General features: G+C 62.0%; 19 protein-coding genes and 2 riboswitches. Of the genes, 6 read left to right on the top strand and 13 right to left on the bottom strand.

Annotated elements, in window-relative coordinates:
• Positions 1-66 precede the first annotated feature (66 nt).
• From BKX96_RS07375 to BKX96_RS07345, 7 genes are all read right to left on the bottom strand, one after another.
• Complete coding sequence (locus BKX96_RS07375; protein WP_046820136.1) at positions 67-456, bottom strand: RidA family protein; 390 nt, start codon at positions 454-456, stop codon at positions 67-69.
• Positions 457-486: 30 nt separating this feature from the next.
• Positions 487-1,281 carry an amino acid ABC transporter ATP-binding protein gene (locus tag BKX96_RS07370; RefSeq protein ID WP_077183247.1) on the bottom strand — a complete coding sequence of 265 codons (795 nt, stop codon included), beginning with the start codon at positions 1,279-1,281 and terminating at the stop codon, positions 487-489.
• Positions 1,278-1,940, bottom strand: a complete 663-nt coding sequence (locus BKX96_RS07365) for an amino acid ABC transporter permease (RefSeq protein ID WP_077183246.1) — start codon at positions 1,938-1,940, stop codon at positions 1,278-1,280. Before BKX96_RS07365 ends, BKX96_RS07370 begins: the two co-directional genes overlap by 4 nt.
• Positions 1,941-1,948: 8 nt before the next feature.
• Complete coding sequence (locus BKX96_RS07360) at positions 1,949-2,611, bottom strand: amino acid ABC transporter permease (protein ID WP_007941741.1); 663 nt, start codon at positions 2,609-2,611, stop codon at positions 1,949-1,951.
• 47 nt (positions 2,612-2,658) lie between these two features.
• Entirely contained in the window at positions 2,659-3,507 is an 849-nt protein-coding gene (locus BKX96_RS07355) for a transporter substrate-binding protein (RefSeq protein ID WP_046820139.1), read from the bottom strand.
• A gap of 366 nt (positions 3,508-3,873) precedes the next feature.
• The gene (locus tag BKX96_RS07350) at positions 3,874-5,433 is read right to left on the bottom strand and encodes a TerC family protein (RefSeq protein WP_077183245.1); all 1,560 of its coding nucleotides are present in this window, start codon (positions 5,431-5,433) and stop codon (positions 3,874-3,876) included.
• Between the two features lie 281 nt (positions 5,434-5,714).
• Complete coding sequence (locus BKX96_RS07345; RefSeq protein ID WP_077183244.1) at positions 5,715-6,584, bottom strand: LysR family transcriptional regulator; 870 nt, start codon at positions 6,582-6,584, stop codon at positions 5,715-5,717.
• 103 nt (positions 6,585-6,687) lie between these two features.
• Between BKX96_RS07345 and BKX96_RS07340 the strand changes: the two genes are divergently transcribed.
• Positions 6,688-8,232, top strand: a complete 1,545-nt coding sequence (locus BKX96_RS07340) for an MFS transporter (RefSeq protein ID WP_077183243.1) — start codon at positions 6,688-6,690, stop codon at positions 8,230-8,232.
• Between the two features lie 64 nt (positions 8,233-8,296).
• On the opposite strand, the gene BKX96_RS07335 is transcribed toward BKX96_RS07340, so the two are convergent.
• The 4 genes from BKX96_RS07335 to cobW form a co-directional block, all read right to left on the bottom strand.
• Complete coding sequence (locus tag BKX96_RS07335) at positions 8,297-8,860, bottom strand: vWA domain-containing protein (RefSeq protein ID WP_046820143.1); 564 nt, start codon at positions 8,858-8,860, stop codon at positions 8,297-8,299.
• Positions 8,861-8,961: 101 nt separating this feature from the next.
• Complete coding sequence (locus BKX96_RS07330) at positions 8,962-9,960, bottom strand: magnesium chelatase ATPase subunit I (protein ID WP_077183241.1); 999 nt, start codon at positions 9,958-9,960, stop codon at positions 8,962-8,964.
• A 65-nt stretch (positions 9,961-10,025) separates the two neighbouring features.
• Complete coding sequence (gene cobN, locus BKX96_RS07325) at positions 10,026-13,868, bottom strand: cobaltochelatase subunit CobN (protein ID WP_077183240.1); 3,843 nt, start codon at positions 13,866-13,868, stop codon at positions 10,026-10,028.
• Positions 13,869-13,871: 3 nt separating this feature from the next.
• Positions 13,872-14,939: a cobalamin biosynthesis protein CobW gene (gene cobW / locus BKX96_RS07320; protein WP_077183239.1), complete on the bottom strand. Its 1,068-nt coding sequence runs from the start codon at positions 14,937-14,939 to the stop codon at positions 13,872-13,874.
• Between the two features lie 99 nt (positions 14,940-15,038).
• Positions 15,039-15,250, bottom strand: a riboswitch (cobalamin riboswitch).
• Between the two features lie 177 nt (positions 15,251-15,427).
• A riboswitch (cobalamin riboswitch) is annotated at positions 15,428-15,653 on the top strand.
• 120 nt (positions 15,654-15,773) lie between these two features.
• On the opposite strand from cobW, the gene BKX96_RS07315 reads away from it, so the two are divergent.
• The 4 genes from BKX96_RS07315 (at position 15,774) to cobM (ending at position 17,923) form a co-directional block, all read left to right on the top strand.
• Positions 15,774-15,968 carry a CbtB domain-containing protein gene (locus BKX96_RS07315; RefSeq protein WP_046820147.1) on the top strand — a complete coding sequence of 65 codons (195 nt, stop codon included), beginning with the start codon at positions 15,774-15,776 and terminating at the stop codon, positions 15,966-15,968.
• 11 nt (positions 15,969-15,979) lie between these two features.
• Positions 15,980-16,684: a CbtA family protein gene (locus tag BKX96_RS07310; RefSeq protein ID WP_077183238.1), complete on the top strand. Its 705-nt coding sequence runs from the start codon at positions 15,980-15,982 to the stop codon at positions 16,682-16,684.
• Positions 16,681-17,094: a cobalamin biosynthesis protein gene (locus BKX96_RS07305; protein WP_046820149.1), complete on the top strand. Its 414-nt coding sequence runs from the start codon at positions 16,681-16,683 to the stop codon at positions 17,092-17,094. The genes BKX96_RS07310 and BKX96_RS07305 overlap by 4 nt, the downstream gene beginning before the upstream one ends.
• A gap of 82 nt (positions 17,095-17,176) precedes the next feature.
• A complete protein-coding gene (cobM, locus tag BKX96_RS07300) occupies positions 17,177-17,923 on the top strand; it encodes a precorrin-4 C(11)-methyltransferase (protein ID WP_077183237.1) in 747 nt (248 codons plus the stop codon).
• Between the two features lie 144 nt (positions 17,924-18,067).
• Here the strand turns inward: cobM and nfuA are convergent, their stop codons facing one another.
• On the bottom strand, positions 18,068-18,652 hold the full coding sequence (gene nfuA, locus BKX96_RS07295; RefSeq protein WP_007912592.1) for a Fe-S biogenesis protein NfuA: 585 nt from the start codon (positions 18,650-18,652) through the stop codon (positions 18,068-18,070).
• 110 nt (positions 18,653-18,762) lie between these two features.
• On the bottom strand, positions 18,763-21,060 hold the full coding sequence (locus BKX96_RS07290; protein ID WP_077183236.1) for a fatty acid cis/trans isomerase: 2,298 nt from the start codon (positions 21,058-21,060) through the stop codon (positions 18,763-18,765).
• A 156-nt stretch (positions 21,061-21,216) separates the two neighbouring features.
• Here BKX96_RS07290 and metH point away from each other — a divergent pair, with 156 nt between their 5' ends.
• Complete coding sequence (metH, locus tag BKX96_RS07285; protein ID WP_077183235.1) at positions 21,217-24,927, top strand: methionine synthase; 3,711 nt, start codon at positions 21,217-21,219, stop codon at positions 24,925-24,927.
• Positions 24,928-24,929: the final 2 nt, after the last annotated feature.

Here is a 24,929-nt window from a genome sequence, read left to right as displayed (position 1 = left end):
CGCTCCCACATTTGGAATGCGATCCCCTGTGGGAGCGAGCCTGCTCGCGAAGAAGTCACCGCGGACTCAAGCCTTTTTCTTGTACGCAATGCAGTCGATCTCGACCTTGCAGTCGACCATCATGTTCGCCTGCACGCAGGCCCGCGCCGGGGCGTGTTCGGGCTTGAAGTACTCGGCGAAAACCTTGTTGAAACTGGTGAAATCCCGCGGATCCTCCAGCCACACGCCAACACGTACCACATCTTCCAGGGCGTAACCTGCCTCATCGAGAATCGCGACCAGGTTCTTCATGGTCTGGTGAGTCTGCTCGACAATACCGCCAGTGATGATCTCGCCGTCCACCGCCGGCACCTGCCCGGAAACGTGCAGCCAGCCGTCGGCTTCAACGGCGCGTGCGAAAGGGCGAGGCTGACCGCCGGCGGCGGTGCTGCCGGTGCCGTAACGAGTAATGCTCATGGGTGTTTCTCCTGATTGAAAATCGAGTGTTTAAAACCGCGTGCTTTTGAGAAATTCAGCCAGACGCGGCGATTGCGGGCGCTCGAACAGATCCTTGGGTGGCCCCTGCTCTTCGATACGCCCCTGGTTCATGAAGACGATCTTGTCCGAGACCTCGAAAGCGAAGCGCATTTCGTGGGTCACCAGCAGCATGGTCATGCCGTCTTCGGCCAGGCCCTTGATCACGCTGAGCACCTCGCCCACCAGTTCCGGGTCCAGCGCCGAGGTCACTTCATCGAACAGCATCAGGCTCGGGTTCATCGCAATCGCCCGGGCAATCGCCACGCGCTGTTGCTGACCGCCGGACAACTGCCCGGGAAAATGATCGCGGCGCTCCAGCAGGCCCACCCGCTCCAGCCATTTTTCCGCCAGGGCCACCGCTTCGTCCTTGTGCAGCTTCTTGACCTTGAGCAAACCCAGGGTGACGTTCTGCAGCGCGGTCAGGTGCGGGAACAGGTTGAATTGCTGGAACGCCATGCCCGTCATGGCCCGATGGCGGGCGATGACTTTCTCCGGGTGGCGGATGCGCTTGCCGTTGACTTCGTCATAGCCGATGGATTCGCCATCGAGCAGGATCTGCCCGCCCTGGAATTCTTCGAGCATGTTCACGCAGCGCAACAACGTGGTCTTGCCCGAACCGCTGGAACCGATCAGGGTCACCACGTTGCCGCGCTGCATGCTCAGGTCGACGCCCTTGAGCACTTCGAGCTGGTCGTAACGCTTGTGCAGGCCGCGAATGTCCAGCAGCGGCTGGCCGTTTTGTGCAGGGGTTTGAGTCTGAGTCATGGCAAGGCCACCCGCTTTTCAATGTGCCGGCCGAGTAACTCGATGCCGTAGTTGATGACGAAGAACAGGAATCCGGCGAACAGGTAGAACTCCAGGGTCATGAAGTTGCGGGCAATGATCTGCTGGGTACTGAGCAGCAGCTCGGCCACGCCGATCACCGACAACAGGGTCGATGCCTTGACGATCTCGGTGGACGAGTTGACCCAGGTCGGCAGGATCTGCCGCATCGCCTGGGGCAACAGTACGTAGCCGAGGGCCTGGCAGAACGTCAGGCCGATGGCCTGGCTCGCTTCCATCTGCCCGCGCGGCAAGGCCTGCAATGCGCCGCGCACGATCTCGGCGACGTGGGAGCCGCAAAACAGCGTCAGCCCCAACGCCCCGGCCTGGAACGCGCCGATCTGCCAGCCCAGCGCCGGCGCCATGTAGAAGCAGGCCAGCACCAACACGAACACCGGGGTACCGCGAATCACATCGACGTAGAAACGAAACGGCGCGCGCATCCAGAACTTGCCGTAGGTCAGCACCAGGCCGGCGAACACACCGAGCATCGTGCCAAGCAAAATCGCCAGCGCCGACACCTGCACACTGGTCAGGAAACCTTGCCAGAGCGGTTCGCGCGCCACCCACAACTCATGCAACCAACTGGGGGATTCGTACATGGAGCCTCCTATCGGCGGATCGCCAGGCGCTGCTCGAGGTAACGCAGCATCATGGCAATGAGGTAACAGGCCGCCACATAGAGCGCCGTGGTCACCAGCCAGGTTTCAATCACCCGGTAGCTCTCGACATTGATCTTGCGCGCGTAATAGGTCAGCTCCGGCACCGCGATCGCGGCCGCCAGCGAGGTGTCCTTGAACAGCGAAATGAAGTTGTTCGACAGCGCCGGCAACACATTGCGCAGCATCACCGGCACGGTGACGTAGGCCTTGACCTGCCACTCGCCCAGGCCGATGGCCAGGCCGGCTTCGCGCTGGCCCTTGGGAATGCTCAGCAGGCCGCCGCGGAACACTTCGGTCAAATAGGCCCCGGCATACAGCGACAGGGTGATGATGAACGAAGGGATCTTGTCCAGGCGAATGCCCAGGCTTGGCAAGGCGAAGTAGATCAACAGGATCAACACCAGGATTGGCGTGTTGCGGATCACCGTGACATACACCGAAGCCAGTACCCGCAATGCGCGGTGCTTCGACAACAAAGCAAACGCCATCAGCAGGCCGATCACGCAGCCGATGGCGATCGACACCAGCGCCAGTTCAAGGCCCAGGCCGAGCCCCGCCAGCAAGGTGTCGAAATCGCGCCACACGGCGGCAAAGTTCAACTGATAGTTCATGGTCGGCAGTACCTTGAACGGGGCGCGTACGCCCCGCCCTCACGGGATCATTTGAATTCGGCGGGGAATCCGATGGCTGGCGTCGGCAAGTCGACACCGAACCACTGCTTGAACGACGCCGCGTAGGTCGGGAACTCAACGCCGGTCATGGCTTCATGCAGGGTGGTATTGACGAAGTTCAACCAGTCCTGGTCGCCGCGCTTAACCGCACAGGCATAGGTTTGCGGGCTCCAGGCATAGGCCGGGCTGCGATAGCGCCCGGCGTTCTGCACCATCAGGTACTTCACTGAAGACTGGTCAGTGGCCGCCGCGTCGGCACGGCCAGAGTTCACCGCCTGGTACATCAGGTCGACGCTGTCGTACTGATCGACCTTGGCCTTGGGCAACGCCTGGTGCACCAGTTCTTCGGCGTAGACGTTTTGCAGCACCGCCACGGTGACGCTGTCACCGGCGGCTTTCATGTCGTCGATTTCCTTGTACTTGCTGTTGGCCGGCAACAGCAGGCCGACGCCTTCGCGGTAGTACGGCAGGGTAAAGGCCACTTGCTGGGCACGGCTGGCGGTGACGGTAATGAACTGGCAGCTCATGTCGACCTTGTCGGTCAACAGGTTGGGAATCCGCGCATCGGACGACTGCACCACAAACTCGACCTTGCTCGGGTCGTTGAACAAGCCTTTGGCGACCATGCGCGCAATGTCGATATCAAAGCCCTGCAACTTGCCATCCGCCCCCTGGAAGTGCCAAGGCGCATTGGTGCTGCCGGTGCCCACGATCAGTTTGCCGCGGGCCAGTACGCTGTCGAGCTTGCTGTCTGCCGCCTGGGCCACGCCCACGGCAGCAGCAGAGGCTGCTAAAACAAAAACACACGCTTTGAACAAGGAAGGTCGGCGATGCATGGCAAGCACTCCAGGGTGATGTTTATTCCGCTATACCGGAATACGGTATGTAACAACGGAATAGACAGCAGAAAGTGTGCCACAGGTCGTGGGCGGAATGTAGGGGGGATTGAAAAGTGTTTTGAATCAGATGGATGGAATGATGTGAGGAAAACGCGTTACCAAAAGAGACGCTGGCGTAGCGCTACCGTTGGCTACGGATGGCGGGTATCTGGTTCACAAATGGTGCGTAGGTGTTTCTGTGGGAGCGCGCCAGCTCGCGATGGACGTCAACGATAACGCGGGCTGTCTGAATGCCCGCGTTGTATGGACGTTTTTCCCGAGCAGGCGCGTTCCTGCAGGTGCAGCGCCGGTGGGGGGATACAATCACCCGCTGAGGCGATCCAGAAACACCCGTGTCACCCGCCGCTCTTCAACCGACATGACGGTCAACCGCCAGCCTTCCCACTCGTGGCTGTCGCCGATCATCGGCAGCCGATCCAGCAGGCTCACCACCAAACCGGCCAGGGTTTGATAGTCGTCGGTCGGTTGTGCCGCAAACCCGGTCCGCTGATGCACCCGCGCCAGGTTCAATGCGCCGCTGACCACGAAGCCGCCCTTCTCCTCGACCACGTCCGGGCCTTCGATCTCGCTGGCGTCGGGCAGCTCACCGGCAATCGACTCAAGGATGTCGGTCATGGTCAATACGCCGACGAAGTCACCGAATTCGTTGACCACAAACGCGATGTGGGTCGAGGCCTGGCGCATCTGTTCCAGGGCATTGAGGATTGAATAGCTGTCCAGCAGATTGATGGCCTGGCGGGCAAGGTGGGCAAGATCGGGCTGGTTGCCGGCCAGGTATTCCTTCAGCAACTCTTTCTTGTGCACGAAGCCCAGCGGCTCATCCACCGCGCCGTCGCGAATCAGCGGCAGCCGCGAGTAGGACGAATGCATCAGCCGTGTACGAATCGTCTCGGCGTCATCAGCCAGGTCGATATAGTCGACGTCGGCGCGCACGCTCATCAACGTACGGATCGGTCGCTCCGCCAGTTGCAGCACACCGCTGATCATCACTCGCTCGCGGCGATCGAACAGCTGTTCACCCGCTGCCTCGCCGTTATCCAGCAGGTCGGCAATCTCCTCACCGACCTCTTCCACCGCTAATTTACGTCCGCCGAGCAAACGCATCACCGCATGGGCGGTCCGCTCTCGCATCGGTCGCAAGCCCTGCATCGAGCGCTTGCGCCGTGCCCGGGCGATCTGGTTGAACACCTCGATCAGGATCGAGAAACCGATGGCCGCGTACAGATAACCCTTGGGAATGTGGAAGCCCAGGCCTTCGGCGGTCAGCGCAAAACCGATCATCATCAGGAAGCCCAGGCACAGCATGATCACGGTGGGGTGTGCATTGACGAAGCGGGTCAACGGTTTACTGGCAACGATCATCAGGCCGATGGAAATGATCACGGCGATCATCATCACCGCGAGCTCGTCGACCATGCCTACCGCGGTAATCACGGCATCGAGGGAGAACACCGCATCGAGCACCACGATTTGCGCCACGATGGGCCAGAACAGCGCGTAAGCCGTATTGGACGTGCGCTCGCCGACATGCCCTTCGAGCCGCTCATGCAGCTCCATGGTCGCCTTGAACAACAGGAACACACCGCCAAAGAGCATGATCAGGTCGCGACCCGAGAAGCTCTTGTCGAACACTTCGAACAATGGCTGCGTCAGGGTCACCAGCCAGGAAATACTCGCCAGCAGGCCCAGGCGCATCAACAACGCCAGGGACAGTCCGATGATTCGCGCGCGGTCACGTTGCTCCGGTGGCAATTTGTCCGCGAGGATCGCGATGAACACCAGGTTGTCGATACCCAACACCAGTTCCAGCACAATCAGCGTCAACAAGCCCAGCCATGCGGTGGGGTCAGCTAACCATTCCATGAAAACGTCTCGATCTCTTCAGTGAATTCAGAATGCCGGGCACGGCAAGGCACGGCGCAGAGGCCGCGGAACAGCAAGGACCTTGGCGTTCGGACGTCGAAAGACCGGGTATCTGGAGTGCGTCAGGACCGCGCGTTGGCGCGAAGGGAAAGGATAACTGGGGGGCTCCGTGAGGGTGTTCATGCAAGTCCTGGAAATGAAAAAGGACTTGAATCGTACAGGCGACAGCGACAAATCCTACAGCTGGAAATCATTTCAAGATCTGTAGAAGACCAAAACGGTCACCCTGATTGCTTGATCCGTTCGACATACCTGAGCACCGCCGGTGATTTCTCGAACCGCCGATGAATCAACGCCAGCCACGAAGACGCTTTACAGTCCTTGATCTGGCGATAAACCACACTTGGCAAACTGACATGCCCGACCACCGACGCCGGCACCACCGCTACGCCCTGGCCGAGGGACACCAGGGCAATCACTGCCACCAGTCCACCCGGTTGCGCCCCCAGCCTGGGTACGAAACCACCTTCGGTGGCGACCTGCAAGGTGCCGTTGACTTGCTCCGGCAGAATAAAGTTTTCGTTCTGTAAATGCGCGCAGGTGATCGCTGCCAAGCGGTTCAACCATGAACCATCCGGCAACGCCAGCACAAAGCCTTCATCACTCAGACGCACACTGTCGACGCCATCGGGCAAGGCCATCGGGCAGCGGATATAGCCCAGGTCGAAGCGCCCTTCCAGGATCATGCTCGGCAGGCTGGCCATGGGACTTTCCCGCACATTGAGGCTGACATCCGGGTATTGGCCGGTAAAACCCTGCACCTGTTTTTGCAGCAACCCCGAATACACCGCCGACGCGACGTAACCCAGTTCGATATGACCAATGTCCCCACGCCCGGCGCGCTGGGCGTTTTGCTGGGCGTATTCGAATTGCCGCACCGTCGCCTCGGCTTCGATCAACAGGGCAGCCCCGGCTTCGGTCAGGCTGACTTCACGCGTCTGGCGCACGAACAGGCGCGTGCCGAGTTCGTTTTCCATGTCCTGGATCTGCCGAGTCAAGGTCGGCGGTGCGATGCCGAGTTGTTCGGCAGCGCGAGTGAAGTTGCCTTGGCGGGCAACAGCGAGAAAATAGCGGAAATGACGGATGTCCATCGGTGCATTAGCTCAAAGGTAATGAAGTGACGGTATGTGCCTAACAAAGGTAGCGCCAGCCAGCGATAAGCTGCAGCCAACCCCACAGTAGAGAACCCTCGCCATGTCCGTCAAACCCAGGGTGAGCCCGCGCCTGACCTTGCTGACCGCCTCGGCAGTATGCTCGTTGATCGTACTCGACACCAACATCGTCGCCGTTACCTTGCCAAGCATCGCTCGGGACTTGGGGGCGAATTTCGCTGACATCGAATGGGTGATCAGCGCCTATATGCTGGCTTTCGCCGCGCTGTTGCTGCCCGCGGGCAGCCTGGCCGATCGCTTTGGTCGGCAGAAAATGCTCATGTGCGGGCTGGGCATCTTCATCCTCGCATCACTGGGGTGCGGTGCCGCGCCTAACGCGTTGTTCCTCGATATCGCCCGCGCCATCAAGGGTGTCGGCGCGGCGCTTCTGTTGACTTCGGCCCTCGCCTCCATCGGCCACACCTTCCACGATGAAGTCGAACGGGCCAAGGCCTGGGCATTCTGGGGCGGTTGCATGGGCGTGGCCATGACGGCGGCGCCAACCCTGGGCGGCTTGATTGCCGAATACGTGGGCTGGCGCTGGATTTTCTACCTCAACCTGCCAGTGGGGCTGTTGCTGATGGTCATGGTCTGGCGCGCAGTGCCGGAATCCCGTGATGCCCAGGCCGCGCGCCTCGATCCGTGGGGCAGCCTGGCCTTCAGCGCCAGCTTGTTGTGCCTGATCTGGGGGCTGATCGAAGCCAACCGGATCGGCTGGAACAACCCTGCGACCTATGCCCGCCTGGTGGCTGGGGCCCTGTTGCTGGGGTTATTCGTGGTGATCGAACGCCTGCAACAGCGGCCAATGATCGACCTGCAACTGTTCCGTCATCCGCGCTTCATCGGCGCGCTGCTCGGCATGTTTGCCTACGCCGCGTGCGCCCAGGTGATGATGACGCTGTTGCCGTTCTACCTGCAGAACGGCTTGGGTTTCACCGCCATCCGGGCGGGGCTGGGCATGCTGCCGTTTGCCATCACCCTGCTGATTTTGCCACGGGTCGGCGCACGCCTGGCGGGACGCGTGACGCCAGCAAACATGATGGCCATCGGGTTGACGCTCGTCGGCAGCGGTAATTTGCTGAGCGCTTGGGCGGTCGTTGGCGGTGGTTACCTGCCCTTCGCCCTGGCGATTGCCGTGACCGGCGCCGGAGCCGGGTTGCTCAATGGCGATACGCAGAAAAACATCATGGCCTGTGTGCCACGGGAACGCACCGGCATGGCCTCGGGCATGAGTACCACCATGCGCTTCAGCGCTATCGTGCTGGCCATCGGTGTGTATGGCGCGTTGCTTTCCGGGCATAGCGAACGGTTGCTGCACGACGGCCTGGCGACACAGGGCGGGCAATGGCTGGAACACACCCAAGGCATTGCCTCGCGGGTGGTGGCGGGCGATATGCCGGCGGCGCTGAGTCTGGTGCCGGAGGCCGCGCGGCCGCTGGTCGAGCCGCTGGCGCGACAGGCTTTCGTGGGTGGTTTCAGCCTGTTGCTGTGGGTCGCGGGGCTGGCGGGATTGCTGGGGGCGCTGGTGGTGGGCACGCTGATGCGTCATCCGCTTCCAGTGCCGCGCACAGCGCTGGTGCTGGAATGACCCGTATCTGGAGATTTTATCTCTGAATGTGCTGGCGATCAGGCCAGCACGGGCAACACCGTACTCAGTTCGGCAGCAGCTCGTCGATATGCCGATATTCGGATTGCAACTGCGCTGCCAATACCTTGCTGCGCCCAAGACGAATCGGCCCGCGTTCGATGTCGATCAGCAGCCCCGGACAGTCGAGCGCGGGCAACGACGGCCATTCTTTCAATCGGCCATCAGTCACCAGCAACAGCCGCTGCAGTTCCGCCGGGAAACGCTTTTGCCGAACGGCCAGCCACCGCCCCGCTTCGCCAAGCGCCGCCAGCAGTGGCGTGCCACCACCGGCGCCCAAGCCATCGAGCCACTGGCGCAAGCCCGTCGACGTTTTCAAACCCTGCACCTGCCACTTCGGCACCGCACCGCTGGCCGTCAACAAAGCCAGGCGCGCCCGCTGGCGGTAGGCATCATCGAACAATTGCGCCAACAGGCCCTTGGCATCGCTCAATGCCTGGTGGCGACGCGTTGAAGCCGACGCGTCGACAATCACCAGCCACAGCTCATGGGGCGAGCGCGTGCGCTGCTGGAACAACACATCCTGGCGCTGGCGCGGCCGACCGTTGAGTAACGTGCCTGGCCAATTGATCGCGCCGCTTTGGGCAGCATGACGTTTACCCTGCTTGCCGTGATCGAGTCGTCCGGCACGCGGTCTGGCATTCGCCCCCGCGTCAGACCGGGGGCGAATGCCTAGGGCTTTTTTGGCCAGCCCGGCACTACGCGTCGGGCGCCGACCGGTAGCGCTTGAGCGGGCATTTCACCCCACTGGCCCTGGCCTTCGCTCGGGTTGGTGTTCTGGCCGGATCGAACCTGCTCCTGCTGTGGTGCAGGTGGCGTGTGCTCCCGACGACGATGGCGCAGGGCGAACTCAGCGACCGCGTCTATATCCTCATCGCAAATCGATGTCGCGCCGCGCCACGCCGCATGCGCACGGGCCGCACGCAACCAGACCAGATCAGCGCGCAAGCCGTCGACTCCAGCGGCAAAGCAGCGCTCGGTAATCTGCACCAGCGCTTCATCGTCGAGGGGAATGCTCGCCAATGTGCTGCGCGCGTTCTGGCAGCGCTCACGCAACGACTGCTGCTGGCTCTCCCATTCGGCGCAAAATTGTTGCGGATCTCTGTCGAAATCCAGGCGCCTGCGGATGATTTGCCCGCGCTCAGTCGGTGCGGTCTGGCCACTTAGGGCGACATTCAAGCCAAAGCGATCGAGGAGTTGCGGACGTAGTTCGCCCTCTTCCGGGTTCATGGTGCCGATCAGCACGAACTTCGCCGAATGCCGATGGGAAATTCCGTCGCGTTCAACCAGGTTGGTACCGCTGGCAGCCACGTCGAGCAGCAGGTCAACCAGGTGATCGGGCAGCAGATTCACTTCATCGACGTAGAGCACGCCACCGTCAGCCTTGGCCAGCACACCGGGGGAAAATTGCGCGCGCCCCTCACTCAGGGCCGCGTCGAGGTCGAGCGTGCCGACCAGGCGTTCCTCGGTAGCACCCAAGGGCAAGGTGACGAACTGGCCGCTGGCCAACAGGTCCGCCAGGCCGCGGGCCAGGGTCGACTTGGCCATGCCGCGCGGGCCTTCGATCAATACGCCGCCAATCTTCGGGTCGATGGCGGTCAGGTACAGCGCGAGCTTCAGATCGCCGGCGCCGACCACGGCGGAGAGCGGGAAATGGGGCGTGTCGGTCATGTCGGGTTTCTCATCATGGTCGGGTGGTGATCGTTCCCACGCTCGGCGTGGGAACGATCCTGCAGTCAGCTGTCTTCTTCTATATCCAGCAACAGGTTTTCCAGGGCCTCGCGATAGTCCCCCGGCTCCTTCCACATCCCCCGCTGTTGCGCTTCGAGCATGCGTTCGGTCATGTCGCGCAGGGCATGGGGATTGTGCTCGCGCACGAAATCCCGGGTGCCCGGATCGAGCAAGTAGGCATCTGCCAGCAGCGCGTACTGGTGGTCGTCGATCAACTGGGTGGTGGCATCGAAGGCAAACAGGTTGTCGACCGTCGCCGCCATCTCAAAGGCGCCTTTGTAGCCGTGGCGCTTGACCCCGTCGATCCACTTCGGATTGGCCGCCCGGGAGCGGATGACCCGGTTCAACTCTTCCTTCAGCGTGCGGATCTTCGGCAGGTCCGGCTGGCTGTGATCGCCGTGATAACTGGCTGCCGCTGCACCGCTGAGGCTTTCCACCGCCGCCAACATGCCGCCCTGGAATTGGTAGTAGTCATTGGAGTCAAGCAAGTCGTGCTCGCGGTTATCCTGGTTTTGCAACACCGCTTGCACCTGGCTCAGGCGCTGGGAGAACTGCTCGCGGGCTGCGGTGCCTTCATCGGAACCGCCGTAGGCGTAGCCGCCCCAGTTCAGGTACACCTCGGCCAGGTCCTCGCGGCTTTGCCACAGGCGACCGTCGATGGCACCCTGCACGCCTGCGCCATAGGCGCCGGGCTTGGCGCCGAAGATCCGCCATCCGGCCTGCCGCCGCGCCTCGTCTTCGTCCATTCCCGATTGCAACAACGCTTCCCGCTCGGCGCGCACCTTGGCGGCCAGCGGATTGAGATCGTCAGGCTCATCCAGCGCAGCGACTGCCTGCACGGCAGCGTCGAACAGCCGAATCAGGTTGGCAAAGGCGTCGCGGAAGAACCCCGAGACGCGCAAGGTCACGTCGACCCGCGGTCGATCGAGCAGGCTCAACGGCAGAATCTCAAAGTCGTCGACCCGCTGGCTACCCGTGGCCCAGACCGGGCGCACGCCCATCAAGGCCATGGCCTGGGCGATGTCGTCGCCGCCGGTGCGCATGGTCGCAGTGCCCCACACCGACAGGCCGAGCTGGCGCAAATGATCGCCATGATCCTGCAGGTGGCGTTCGAGAATCAGGTTGGCCGACTGGAAACCGATGCGCCACGCGGTGGTGGTCGGCAGGTTGCGCACGTCCACCGAATAGAAGTTGCGCCCGGTCGGCAGTACGTCCAGGCGACCTCGACTCGGCGCGCCACTGGGACCGGCGGGGACGAATCGGCCACTGAGGGCATCGAGCAGGCCACGCATCTCGGCCGGGCCGCAGGCGTCCAGTCTGGGTGCGACCACTTCGCGCAGGTGGTCGAGGATGGCGGTCACTTCAGACCAACCGGCCGCCTGTGGGAGCGGGCTTGCTCGCGATGGGGTGTCAGCCACATTGATGTCGACTGACACTCCATCGCGAGCAGGCTCGCTCCCACAGGGGTCATTCAACATCTGGGAGATCAGCTGTGTGGCGAACAACTCGAGACGTTCGCGGGTGTCGCCTGTGGTGCGCCAGGGTTCATCGCTGATCGACAACAATGCGCTCGGACGCGGCCCACCCCACGGCTCGGCCAGCGCACAGTCCAGCGGATCGAAGCCCAACTCGAACGCCTTGGCCAGCGCCCGCAACAGGCTCGATTGCGCACCACGGCCATCGCCCCGAGGAATGCGCAGCAGCGCGAGCAAGGTATCGATACGCAGCCGGCCCACTGGGGATTCACCAAAGACGTGCAAGCCATCACGGATCTGCGACTCTTTCAAGTCGCACAGGTAGGTGTCCAGGCGCGGCAGCCAGATCGCCGCATCGGCATCACTGTCCAGTTGCTCGTCCAATTGCAGCTCGCGGTCTATATGGGTATCGCGCACCAGTTGCAGGATGTCGCGTTGCAATTCCCGGGCACGCCGTGGGTCGAGCAGTTGCGCTTCATAATATTCGTCGGCCAGCAACTCCAGATTGCGCAGCGGACCGTAGGTTTCGGCGCGGGTCAGCGGCGGCATCAGGTGATCGATGATCACCGCTTGCGTCCGGCGTTTGGCCTGGGCGCCTTCGCCCGGGTCGTTGACGATGAACGGATAGATGTTCGGCAGCGGCCCGAGCAGTGCATCCGGCCAGCAGTGCTCTGAAAGCCCCACGCCCTTGCCCGGCAGCCACTCCAGGTTGCCGTGCTTGCCGACGTGGATCACGCCGTGAGCGCCGTAGGTACCGCGTAACCAGAAGTAGAACGCCAGGTAGCCGTGGGGCGGCACCAGGTCCGGGTCGTGGTACACCGCACTGGGGTCCACCTGATAACCCCGCGCCGGCTGGATGCCGACGAAAGTCAGGCCCAGGCGCAACCCGGCGATCATCATTCGCCCGTCACGACACATCGGATCCTTCTCGGGTGCACCCCAACGTTCCAGCACCGCCTGGCGGTTGGCGTCCGGCAGCGCATTGAACATCTGCAGGTATTCATCCATCGCCAGGCTTTGCTGGCAGGGACGTTGATCAAGGCTATCGAGGTCGTTGCTGACGCCGCCGAGCAATTGCTGGATCAACGCGGTGCCACTGTCCGGCAATTCGGCTGGCAGCGGGTACCCTTCTTCATACAGCGCACGCAGGATATTCAACGCCGCAGCCGGGGTGTCGAGCCCTACGCCATTGCCGATGCGACCATCACGGGTCGGGTAATTGGCCAGGATCAGCGCGATACGCTTTTGCCCGTTGGGTACCCACGCCAGATCAGTCCAGCGCCGCGCCAGTTGCGCGACAAAGTCCATGCGTTCCGGCTGCGCGCGGTAGCAAACCACATCCGACTGGCTGCGCTCGCTTCGCCAGGCCAGGTCCTTGAAGCTGATCGGCCGGCTGATGATGCGCCCGTCCAGTTCGGGCAGCGCAATGTGCATCGCCAGGTCTCGCGGGCCGAGGCCCTGTTCGCTGGCTCGCCAACCGGGTTCGTTGTCCTGGGCGCAAATCGCCTGGATCACCGGGATATTGCGGCGAAACGGCCGCAAGTGCGGTGCTTCAGGGCTCGATTGGGCGAAACCGGTGGTATTGAGAATCACCCCTGCCCCGACTTCATCCAGCCAGTCTTCGACCATGCAAAGGCAGCCGGGCTCTTTCAAACTGGCCAGTGCAATGGGCAACGGGTTCAACCCCGCCGCTTGCAGGCGCTGGCAGAACATATCAATAAAAGCCGTGTTCGCCGCCTGCAGATGCGAGCGGTAGAACAGGACCGCCGCCACCGGTTGACCGGCCTGCCAGTCGGCGTGCCAGTCGCTCAGTTGCGCGGGGCTTTTTCGCGGGTGGTAAATCGCCGTGCGCGGCAGGGTTTGCGGCTCGGCCCAGGCGTAGTCACGATCCAGCCAGCGATTGGCCAGGCATCGGAAAAAGTCGAGGGCATTGCCCAGGCCACCCTGGCGCAGAAACTGCCAAAGCCGATCGCGATCCTCGACGCCTACGGTGCTGAGGTCGCTGAGCTCCGGGTCCGGCCTGTCATCGCCCGGAACCAGAATCAGCTGTACACCGCGCTGTGACAGCTCCACCAGCCGTTCGACGCCGTAGCGCCAATAGGCAATGCCGCCGTGCAGCGAAATCAGAATGACTTTGGCGTGGCGCAATACTTCGTCGACATACAGATCCACCGATGCATGGTTCTGCACCTGCATCGGGTTGGCCAGGCGCACGCTCGGGTAGTCGTCGGGCAACTGCTGCGCCGCTTCGGCGAGCAGCGCCAGGCTGGAGTCGCCGCTGCACAGGATCACCAGCTCGGCGGGGGTTTGTCCAAGGTCGGCAATGTTGTCATCCGACACGAATCCGCCGGGCTGAGTCCTGAGCAGGTGCATGGGTTACACGCTGAGCGCAGCGCGCAGTTGCGCTTCGAGCAAGGTGGAGTCCAGTGCCTGGCCGATCAACACCAGGCGCGTGGTGCGTGCTTCGGCAGCGCCCCATTGGCGGTCGAAGTGCTTGTCGAAACGTGTGCCCACGCCCTGGATCAGCAGGCGCATCGGTTTGTTCGGGATCGCCGCGAAACCCTTGACGCGCAGGATGCTGTGCTCGACCACCAGCTGGGTCAGCGCGTCCATCAGCAGGCTTTCGTCGGCTTGCGGCAGTTCGATGGAGATCGAATCGAAGGCGTCGTGATCGTGGTCATCATGGTCATCGTCGTCATGGTGATGATCGTGATGGCTGTGGCGGCTGTCGATGTGTTCTTCGGAACCGGCGCCGAGGCCGATGAGTACGTCCAGCGGCAGGCGACCGCTGCTGGCCTCGATGACTTTCACCGCTGGCGGCAATTCTTCGGCGACTTCCAGGCGCACGCGGGCCAGGTCTTCGGCGCTGATCAGGTCGGCCTTGTTGAGGATCACCAGGTCAGCGCTGGCCAACTGGTCGGCGAACAGCTCGTGCAACGGCGATTCATGGTCCAGGTTCGGGTCGAGCTTGCGTTGGGCGTCGACTTGATCCGGGAACGCGGCGAAGGTGCCTGCCGCCACGGCCGGGCTGTCGACCACGGTGATCACCGCATCAACGGTACAGGCGCTGCGGATTTCCGGCCACTGGAACGCCTGGACCAAAGGTTTTGGCAGGGCCAGGCCCGAGGTTTCGATCAGAATGTGGTCGAGATCGCCGCGACGGGCCACCAGTTCACGCATCACCGGGAAGAATTCTTCCTGCACGGTGCAGCACAGGCAGCCGTTGGCCAGTTCATAGACACGGCCGTTGGCCTCTTCTTCGGTGCAACCGATGGAGCACTGCTTGAGGATTTCGCCGTCGATGCCAAGCTCGCCGAACTCGTTGACGATCACCGCGATGCGGCGGCCCTGGGCGTTGTCGAGCATGTGGCGCAGCAAGGTGGTCTTGCCCGAGCCGAGGAAGCCGGTGACGATGGTGACAGGGAGTTTGGCCAGTGTTTTCATCGGATGCCCTTTGGCAAGGTGGCGGGCATACGGGACGAGAACCGGCAACGCACAAGCGCGCCGGAAGCGTTCGCCACCGGATCACCCCGCCCGGTTGTAGTGAGAATCTGTATCGAGGCAGGTCTCCTGGCTGACGGTGTGCCGGCCTTTGAGCCTGGCATTCGCTGCGCCTTCCCGCGGGCTCGGACTTGAGCGTGCAGTGGCGTGGCAGCGAACATCACCGTTCACAGTTGCGGGGGCAGCCGCGGCATCGACCGCGTTCCCTTCTTAGCTTCGACAAACGCCGAAGAACCTCGAAAGCGCAAGGCTACGCATGGTATTGGGGCGGGTCAATGTTCACATGAGACTGGCGGCGCTCCCTTCGCGGGCAAGCCCGCTCCCACATGGGAATGCGATCACCTGTGGGAGCGGGCTTGCTCGCGAATGAAGCGACTCGGTCCCGAGTTGAGAACCCTTGCCAATTGACGCCCGCCCCTCGCCCATGCTCTCCTACGCACCTTGTTACGGGTGCCCTTCACAGGGTGAAACGGGAAACCGGTGAATCATGTGCTTTACTCTAAAGCCATGTCAGTCCGGTGCTGCCCCCGCAACGGTAAGCGAGCGAAGCATCAGATCCACTGTGCCAATGTGGCATGGGAAGGTGATGCTTGCAGGTCAAGGCTAACGCCTGTGCCCCTCGTGAGCCCGGAGACCGGCCCGCAACACAAAGTGACCACACAATCACTGACTCAACAAACCCGCGGTGGGCGGGCGCTGTTCGGACTTCTGCGCGCTCGGTCGTGCGGGGCTCTGCTTGCGCTCTTATTCCCCGCTGACAGAACAGAGGGAAGCGCCATGTCGATCATCAGCAGCACCGGCCACAGCACCACCACCAGCAGCACCACTACCCTGTCCCAACGCCTGACCGCCGCCGTCTGTGCGTCGATCCTCGGCGCGTGCCTTGTGTATTTCGCCGGCTTCTCGCACATCGAAGCGGTGCACAACGCGGCTCACGACACCCGCCACAGCGCTGCATTCCCGTGCCATTGAGACCTGCCGACATGTTCAAGCGTATTGCGCAAACCGCGGGCTTCACCGGGCTGCTGGCCGCCCTGCTGCTGACCCTGTTGCAAAGTTTCTGGGTTTCTCCGCTGATCTTGCAGGCCGAAACCTACGAAAAATCCGAACCTGCCGCCGTTGCAGTCCACGAACACGCTACGGGCGTCGCTGCCCACAGCCACGACGCCCAAGCCTGGGAACCGGAAGACGGCTGGCAGCGCGTGTTGTCGACCACCGGCGGTAACCTGGTGGTGGCGGTCGGTTTCGCCCTGATGCTCGCCGGCCTCTATACCCTGCGCGCGCCAACCAAAACCTCCCAGGGCCTGCTCTGGGGTTTGGCCGGGTACGCAACCTTTGTGCTGGCACCGACGCTGGGCTTGCCGCCCGAGCTGCCGGGCACCGCGGCTGCGGATCTGGCGCAACGGCAAATCTGGTGGATCGGCACGGCCGCCTCCACGGCTGTCGGCATTGCGCTGATCGTGTTCAGCCGTCACTGGCTGATGAAGATCCTCGGCGTGGCGATCCTCGCCGTTCCCCATGTGATTGGCGCACCGCAACCTCAAGTGCACTCGATGCTCGCTCCGCAGGCCCTGGAAACTCAGTTCAACATCGCTTCGCAGCTGACCAACGTGGCGTTCTGGCTGGCCCTGGGCCTGATCAGCGCCTGGTTGTTCCGCCGCAAAAGCGATGGCCAATACCACGCATGACTGACCTTCGCACAGCGCCGACCCTGGTGGTCGGCCTGGGCTGCCAGCGCGGCTGCCCCGTCAGCACGCTGCGGGCACTGCTCGACCAGGCATTGCAGGCGCACCGGTTCGAATTGCATCAGATCAAGGCCCTGGCCAGCATCGACCTGAAGCGCGACGAGCCGGCCCTGATCGAACTGGCCGAGCAGCTTGGGTTACAGATGATGTACTTCAGCAGTGAACAACTCGCCGGCTATCAACCGCAACTCAGCCATCATTCCGAGATCGCCTTTGAACGTACCGGGTGCTATGGCGTGGCGGAAAGCGCCGCTCTGGCCCTGGCGGAACAACTGGCCAACGCCCCGGCCAAATTGCTGATCCCGCGACAAAAATATGCCCAGGCGACCCTGGCATTGGCAGGCGCCGCGTAAAATCCCCGATAATTCGCCCATTCGATCATGAGCAATCTTCATCTGAAGCCTGCCTCCCCCCTATTTCCAACAGGAACCGACGATGACTGTCTACTTCATTGGCGCAGGTCCCGGCGACCCCGAACTGATTACCGTCAAGGGCCAGCGGCTGATACGCAGTTGCCCGGTGATCATCTATGCCGGCTCCCTGGTGCCCGCTGCGGTGCTGGAAGGACACAGCGCCGAACAGGTGGTCAACAGCGCGGAGCTGCACCTGGAGCAGATCATCGAACTGATCAAGGTCGCCCACGCCAAGGGCCAGGACGTGGCTCGTGTGCACTCCGGCGATCCGAGCCTGTATGGGGCCATCGGCGAGCAGATTCGCCATCTGCGTGAGCTGGATATTCCGTTTGAAATCATTCCAGGCGTCACGGCAACGGCCGCGTGCGCGGCGCTGCTGGGCGCGGAGCTGACCTTGCCGGACGTGTCCCAGAGCGTGATCCTGACGCGCTACGCCGACAAGACCGCGATGCCCGCTGGTGAAGAGCTGGCAAGCCTGGCGCAGCATGGGGCGACCATGGCGATTCATTTGGGGGTCAAGCACCTGCCGAAGATCGTTGAGGAACTCCTGCCCCATTACGGCACCGATTGCCCGATTGCGGTGATTCACCGCGCGACCTGGCCGGATCAGGATTGGGTGGTAGGGACGCTTGAGGACATTGCCGCCAAGGTTGACGCCAAAGGGTTTCGGCGTACCGCGTTGATTCTGGTGGGTCGGGTGTTGGGCAGTGAGCAGTTCAGCGAGTCTTCGCTGTATCGAGCGGGGCATGCGCATCTTTATCGCCCATAGGGCCCTTTCGCGAGCAGGCTCGCTCCCACAGAGGAATGCATTCCAAATGTGGGAGCGAGCCTGCTCGCGAAGGCGTCAGTGAATTCCACACATAAAAAAAACGGCGCTCACGGGGCGCCGTTTTTTTGTGCCGCAGCGAACACCTTAGTAGTAGGCGTTTTCTTTCTGCGTGTGGTCGGTCACGTCACGCACACCCTTGAGCTCGGGAATACGCTCGAGCAAGGTGCGCTCGATGCCTTCCTTCAAGGTCACGTCGGCCTGGCCACAGCCCTGGCAACCGCCACCGAATTGCAGGACGGCGATACCGTCTTCAACCACATCGATCAGGCTGACCTGGCCGCCGTGACTGGCCAACCCGGGGTTGATCTCGGTTTGCAGGTAGTAGTTGATGCGCTCGTTGACCGGGCTGTCGGCATTGACCATCGGCACCTTGGCGTTCGGCGCCTTGATGGTCAACTGGCCGCCCATGCGGTCGGTCGCGTAGTCGACTACCGCATCGTCCAGGAACGCTTCGCTGAAATGGTCGATGTACGCGGTGAAGCTTTTCAGCCCCAGGGCGGTGTCTTCGGGTTTTTCTTCGCCCGGCTTGCAGTAGGCAATGCAGGTTTCGGCATACTGGGTGCCAGGCTGGGTGATGAAGACGCGGATGCCGATACCCGGGGTGTTCTGCTTGGAGAGCAGATCAGCCAGGTAATCGTGGGCGGCGTCGGTGATGGTAATAGCGGTCATGGAAACTCCTCGCAGGCTTGGGCGCAGTTTACGCCAATCATCGCCGCGGACAAAGTCCTAGTATTTTTGTCGGGAAAACATGCGGAGCTTACCCCTGTGGGTTCGGGGTTTTAGAGGTTCTCGTAGCGATTCATGTCCAGCACGCCCTCTTCCACCGGCTCGGTTTCGTGGATGTAGCGGCTCAGATCATGAAAATACTGCCAGAACTGCGGATGACTGCGTCGTATGCCCCAGCGCTCGACGATTTTCTCGAAGCTGGCGGGATCCTTGGCGTTTTCCATCGAGCCCACAAAGTCTGGCACCTGCTCGGCGGGGATATTGAAAATGAAGTTCGGGTAACTGCTCAGAACCCCAGGGAAAATGGTGAGCGTGTCCAGGCCCGGCTGGTAGCGTAGCGACTCACCGATCAGGAACGCCACGTTGCTGTGCGCGCGGTTACGCAGCAGGCTGTAGACCCCCCGTCGACCGCTCGCGGTTTCGACGCGCAGCAGGGTCGCTTCCGGCAGTTGATCGATGACCTTGAGGCCGGCCGCCGGACGTGAGGCCAGGCGACTCAACGCCTGCTCGGCCGCCTGCAGGAGCGGATCGATGTTCGGCCGCGAACAATAGGCGCCGTCGCAGCGGTTGATCGGATCAGGATTGGCGTCCAGCTCGCCGTAGCGTGCCAGCAATTGCATGGCGAAGTCGCGCTTGGGGTCCTGTTCATCGAGTTTCAGCGCGGTTGGCGTGTCGTCGTCGATGGACTCATAGTCCAGCCACATCTTGAGCTTCCCGCTGTTCTGGTACCAATCGTCGAGGAAGCCATCCCGCGAGTCGGCCGGCATCAGGCGCAGGAAATTCTGCTCGGCGCCATTGCGGATCAGGTCGAAATACAGGCGCGTCTGGGCCTGATGGGACACATTGCCGAACACGTCGAAATTCACCGCCAACTGATAATAGGTACGCTCCAGCAGCGGGAAGTCGAACAGCCACATGGTCTGCGGCACTTCGCCGATCAGGCCCTTGATGACTGCGGCGCTGTCGAAATGACGGAAGATAGTCAGCAGTGCATTGTCATTACCGGCCCACAGGCTCGACCAACTGGGTGGCGGCATATCGGCGTAGCTGTCGCGGCGCAGGGCTTCGTATTCGTTACGTTTCTCGCGGTAATCGCGCCACAGGCTCAGGACGCTGCCAACGTCATCATTTTGCCCCGGCATCGCCAGCAACGGCGTGGCCTGGCCACGATAGTTCGGGTCAGTGATGTAGAGGTCGTGTTCCGGCGCCTGGAACAGCGCCCAGAAGTTGTCGCGGATCACATCCGTGGCGATCTGCCCCCGGCAAACCGGGCCGCGGATAAAGGTGCGCACGAAATATTCGGCGTTGTCGAGCATGAACTGATAACGCGCCTGGGCCGGGATGGCTTCGAAGGTGGAAAACGGATTGGCCCGACGTTCCGGGCCGTAACCCGGCAAGGCATTGACCTGCCAGTTGCCGCTATAGAACAGGCTATTGACCCGGGCCAGCTTGGCCGCGCTCAGCGGATAGGTAATATGGGTCTTGTGCACGATTACGCCCTGCACCGGCCGCAAGCGGTAATAAACCTGGGTGCCGGGGTCGTCGTTCGGCCGACGGGTATTGATCAGGTCGATGGGCTGGCCGGTCGGCGTGCGCGAACGCACCCACTGGAAGAAATGCCCCGGCTCGCCATCCTTGAAATAGATATGCGCAAGAAACCAGTGTTCGAACAACCAGCGCCCGACCAGACTCTCCCGGGAGCCCGGGGCATTGAGCAGGTTTTCCCACTGCACCACCTGCAACGCTTCTTTCGCGCTGGGCACCAGCGCCTGCTCATCGATCGGCGCACCGGAAGCCAGCCAGCGTTGTAGCGTCTGGTATTGCTGGTCGGTAAGGCCGGTGACTGCCAGGGGCATCCCTTCCCTGGGGTGAGCGCTGGCATAACCGTCGAACTCACCCGGCAGGGCGCACATGTTGTCGCGATTGAGGCCCAGGACGATGTCCTCGGGCAACCTGGCATTGGGTTGCAACGGGTTGGTGTGACCCAGTTCAAGCATGCGCGCCATCAATGCAGCCTGGCTGCCCTGGGCGTCGAGCACCGAATAGAAGCCTTTATGTTGCCAGGCGCGCTCGCCAAACGCGTCATAGAACAGACGGCTCGGCGCGACCGCCTTGCTGCGTTCACCGTCATACACCGGGACTTTCGTCGCGCCGCGGGCTGCACCCTCTGCGCTGCCCAGGTTGAGCTGACAGGGCGCATCGTTGCAGGCGTGGCAGGCCACGCACTTTTCGGTGAAGATCGGCTGGATGTCGCGACTGTAGGAAATGCCCGCGGAGATGGCCGGACCTTGCGCAACCGCGGCAAAGCTGAGAAGCAGTAATACACTGCTGATGACGACGCGATACGACATGTCCCTGGTCCCGATCCTTTAGAAAACGCCGCGATTCTACCGGGCTAGCCGCCACACCAACATGAGCGATATTCATGGAAAACTTGGACATGCTCTAAAAGCGCACAGGTTTGCTATCATCCCGGCCCTTCGTCATGGTCTTTCCGAGTAGTCCCAATGTCCGATCGCAGCGTTCGCCTCCAAGCCCTCAAGCACGCCCTAAAAGAGCGCATCCTGATTCTCGATGGCGGCATGGGCACGATGATCCAGAGCTACAAGCTTGAAGAGCAGGATTATCGAGGCAAGCGCTTCGCCGACTGGCCGAGCGATGTCAAAGGCAACAACGACCTGTTGGTGCTGACGCGCCCGGACGTGATTGGCGGCATCGAGAAAGCCTACCTGGATGCCGGTGCCGACATCCTGGAAACCAACACCTTCAACGCCACCCGGATTTCCATGGCCGATTATGGCATGGAAGAACTGGCCTACGAATTGAACGTAGAAGGCGCTCGCCTGGCGCGCAAGATCGCCGATGCGAAAACCCTCGAAAACCCTGACAAGCCGCGTTTCGTTGCCGGCGTACTCGGCCCGACCAGCCGCACCTGCTCGCTGTCGCCGGACGTGAACAACCCCGGCTATCGCAACGTGACCTTCGATGAGCTGGTAGAAAACTACACCGAAGCCACCAAGGGCCTGATCGAAGGCGGCGCCGACCTGATCCTGATCGAAACCATCTTCGACACCCTCAACGCCAAGGCCGCGATTTTCGCCGTACAAGGGGTGTTCGAAGAACTGGGCATCGAGTTGCCGATCATGATTTCCGGCACCATCACCGATGCCTCTGGCCGTACCCTGTCCGGCCAGACCACCGAAGCGTTCTGGAACTCCGTGGCCCACGCCAAGCCGATTTCGGTCGGCCTTAACTGCGCACTGGGTGCCAGCGAGTTGCGTCCGTACCTGGAAGAGCTGTCGAACAAGGCCAACACCCACGTTTCCGCTCACCCGAACGCCGGGTTGCCCAACGAGTTCGGCGAGTACGACGAATTGCCGGCGCAAACCGCCAAGGTCATCGAAGAGTTTGCCCAAAGCGGCTTCCTCAACATCGTCGGCGGCTGCTGCGGCACCACGCCGGGTCACATCGAAGCCATCGCCAAGGCCGTGGCCGGTTATGCGCCGCGGCAGATTCCGGAGATCCCGAAGGCTTGCCGCCTGTCAGGCCTGGAGCCGTTCACCATCGATCGCAACTCGCTGTTCGTCAACGTCGGCGAGCGCACCAACATCACCGGTTCGGCCAAATTCGCCCGCCTGATCCGTGAAGACAATTACACCGAAGCCCTGGAAGTCGCCCTGCAACAGGTCGAAGCCGGCGCCCAGATCATCGACATCAACATGGACGAGGGGATGCTCGATTCGAAGAAGGCCATGGTGACCTTCCTCAATCTGATTGCCGGCGAACCGGACATCTCCCGCGTACCGATCATGATCGACTCCTCCAAGTGGGAAGTGATCGAAGCCGGCCTCAAGTGCATCCAGGGCAAGGGCATCGTCAACTCGATCAGCATGAAGGAAGGCGTCGAGCAGTTCATCCATCACGCCAAGCTGTGCAAGCGCTACGGCGCCGCCGTGGTGGTGATGGCCTTCGACGAAGCCGGCCAGGCCGACACCGAAGCGCGCAAGAAAGAGATCTGCAAACGCTCCTACGACATTCTGGTCAACGACGTCGGCTTCCCGCCGGAAGACATCATCTTCGACCCGAACATCTTTGCCGTGGCCACCGGCATCGAAGAACACAACAACTACGCCGTGGACTTCATCAACGCCTGTGCCTACATCCGCGACGAACTGCCCTATGCCCTGACGTCGGGCGGCGTGTCCAACGTGTCGTTCTCGTTCCGCGGCAACAACCCGGTGCGCGAGGCGATCCACTCGGTGTTCCTGCTGTACGCGATCCGCGCCGGCCTGACCATGGGTATCGTCAACGCCGGGCAACTGGAGATCTACGACCAGATCCCGGTGGAACTGCGCGACGCCGTCGAAGACGTGATCCTCAACCGCACGCCGGAAGGCACCGATGCCCTCCTCGCCATCGCCGACAAGTACAAGGGCGACGGCAGCGTCAAGGAAGCCGAGACCGAAGAGTGGCGCAACTGGGACGTCAACAAGCGCCTGGAGCACGCACTGGTCAAGGGCATCACCACGCACATTGTCGAGGACACCGAAGAGTCGCGCCAATCCTTCGCCCGCCCGATCGAAGTGATCGAAGGCCCGCTGATGTCCGGCATGAACATCGTTGGCGACCTGTTCGGCGCCGGCAAGATGTTCCTGCCGCAGGTGGTGAAGTCCGCCCGGGTGATGAAGCAGGCCGTGGCCCACCTGATCCCGTTCATCGAGGCGGAAAAAGGCGACAAGCCGGAGGCCAAGGGCAAGATCCTCATGGCCACGGTCAAGGGCGACGTGCACGACATCGGCAAGAACATCGTCGGCGTGGTGCTCGGTTGCAACGGCTACGACATTGTCGACCTCGGCGTGATGGTGCCGGCGGAAAAAATCCTGCAGGTGGCCAAGGAACAGAAGTGCGACATCATCGGCCTGTCCGGCCTGATCACACCATCGCTGGATGAGATGGTCCACGTGGCGCGCGAGATGCAGCGCCAGGACTTCCACCTGCCGTTGATGATCGGTGGCGCCACGACCTCCAAGGCGCACACGGCGGTGAAGATCGAGCCCAAGTACAGCAACGACGCGGTGGTGTATGTCACTGACGCCTCCCGTGCCGTTGGCGTGGCCACCCAGTTGCTGTCCAAGGAACTGAAGGCCGGTTTCGTCGAGAAAACCCGCGAGGAATACATCGAAGTCCGCGAGCGCACCGCCAACCGCAGCGCCCGCACCGAACGCCTGAGCTACGCGGCGGCGATCGCCAAGAAGCCACAGTTCGACTGGAGCACCTACGAGCCGGTCAAACCTACGTTCACGGGCGCCAAGGTGCTGGATAACATCGACCTCAAAGTGCTGGCTGAATACATCGACTGGACACCGTTTTTCATCTCCTGGGACCTGGCCGGGAAATTTCCGCGCATCCTGGAAGACGAAGTGGTCGGCGAAGCCGCCACCGCGCTGTACGCCGACGCCCAGGAAATGCTCGCCAAGCTGATCGACGAAAAACTCATCAGCGCCCGCGCGGTGTTCGGCTTCTGGCCGGCCAACCAGGTGCGCGACGATGACATCGAAGTCTACGGCGATGACGGCAAGCCATTGGCCAAGCTGCATCACCTGCGCCAGCAGATCATCAAGACCGACGGCAAGCCGAACTTCTCCCTGGCTGACTTCGTCGCGCCGAAGGACAGCGAAATCACCGACTACGTGGGCGGCTTCATCACCACCGCCGGCATCGGCGCCGAAGAAGTGGCCAAGGCTTATCAGGACGCTGGCGACGATTACAACTCGATCATGGTCAAGGCCCTGGCCGACCGTCTCGCCGAGGCATGCGCCGAGTGGCTGCACCAGCAGGTGCGTAAAGAGTACTGGGGATACGCCAAGGACGAGACACTCGATAACGAGGCGTTGATCAAGGAGCAATACAGCGGCATCCGCCCTGCTCCAGGCTACCCGGCCTGCCCGGATCACACCGAGAAAAGCACGCTGTTTGCCTTGCTCGATCCCCAAGCGAGCGAAATGAAAGCCGGTCGCAGCGGTGTGTTCCTCACCGAACACTACGCGATGTTCCCCGCTGCGGCCGTCAGTGGCTGGTACTTCGCGCACCCGCAGGCGCAGTATTTCGCCGTGGGCAAGATCGACAAGGATCAGGTGCAGAGCTACACCTCGCGCAAAGGCCAGGAGTTGAGCGTGACCGAGCGCTGGCTGGCGCCGAACCTTGGGTATGACAACTGATT

This window comes from Pseudomonas putida (assembly GCF_001976065.1).
GTDB classification, from domain to species: Bacteria; Pseudomonadota; Gammaproteobacteria; order Pseudomonadales; family Pseudomonadaceae; genus Aquipseudomonas; species Aquipseudomonas serbica.
The sequence above is the reverse complement of the archived record's forward strand: the minus strand, read 5'-3'. Positions and strand labels throughout refer to the sequence as shown.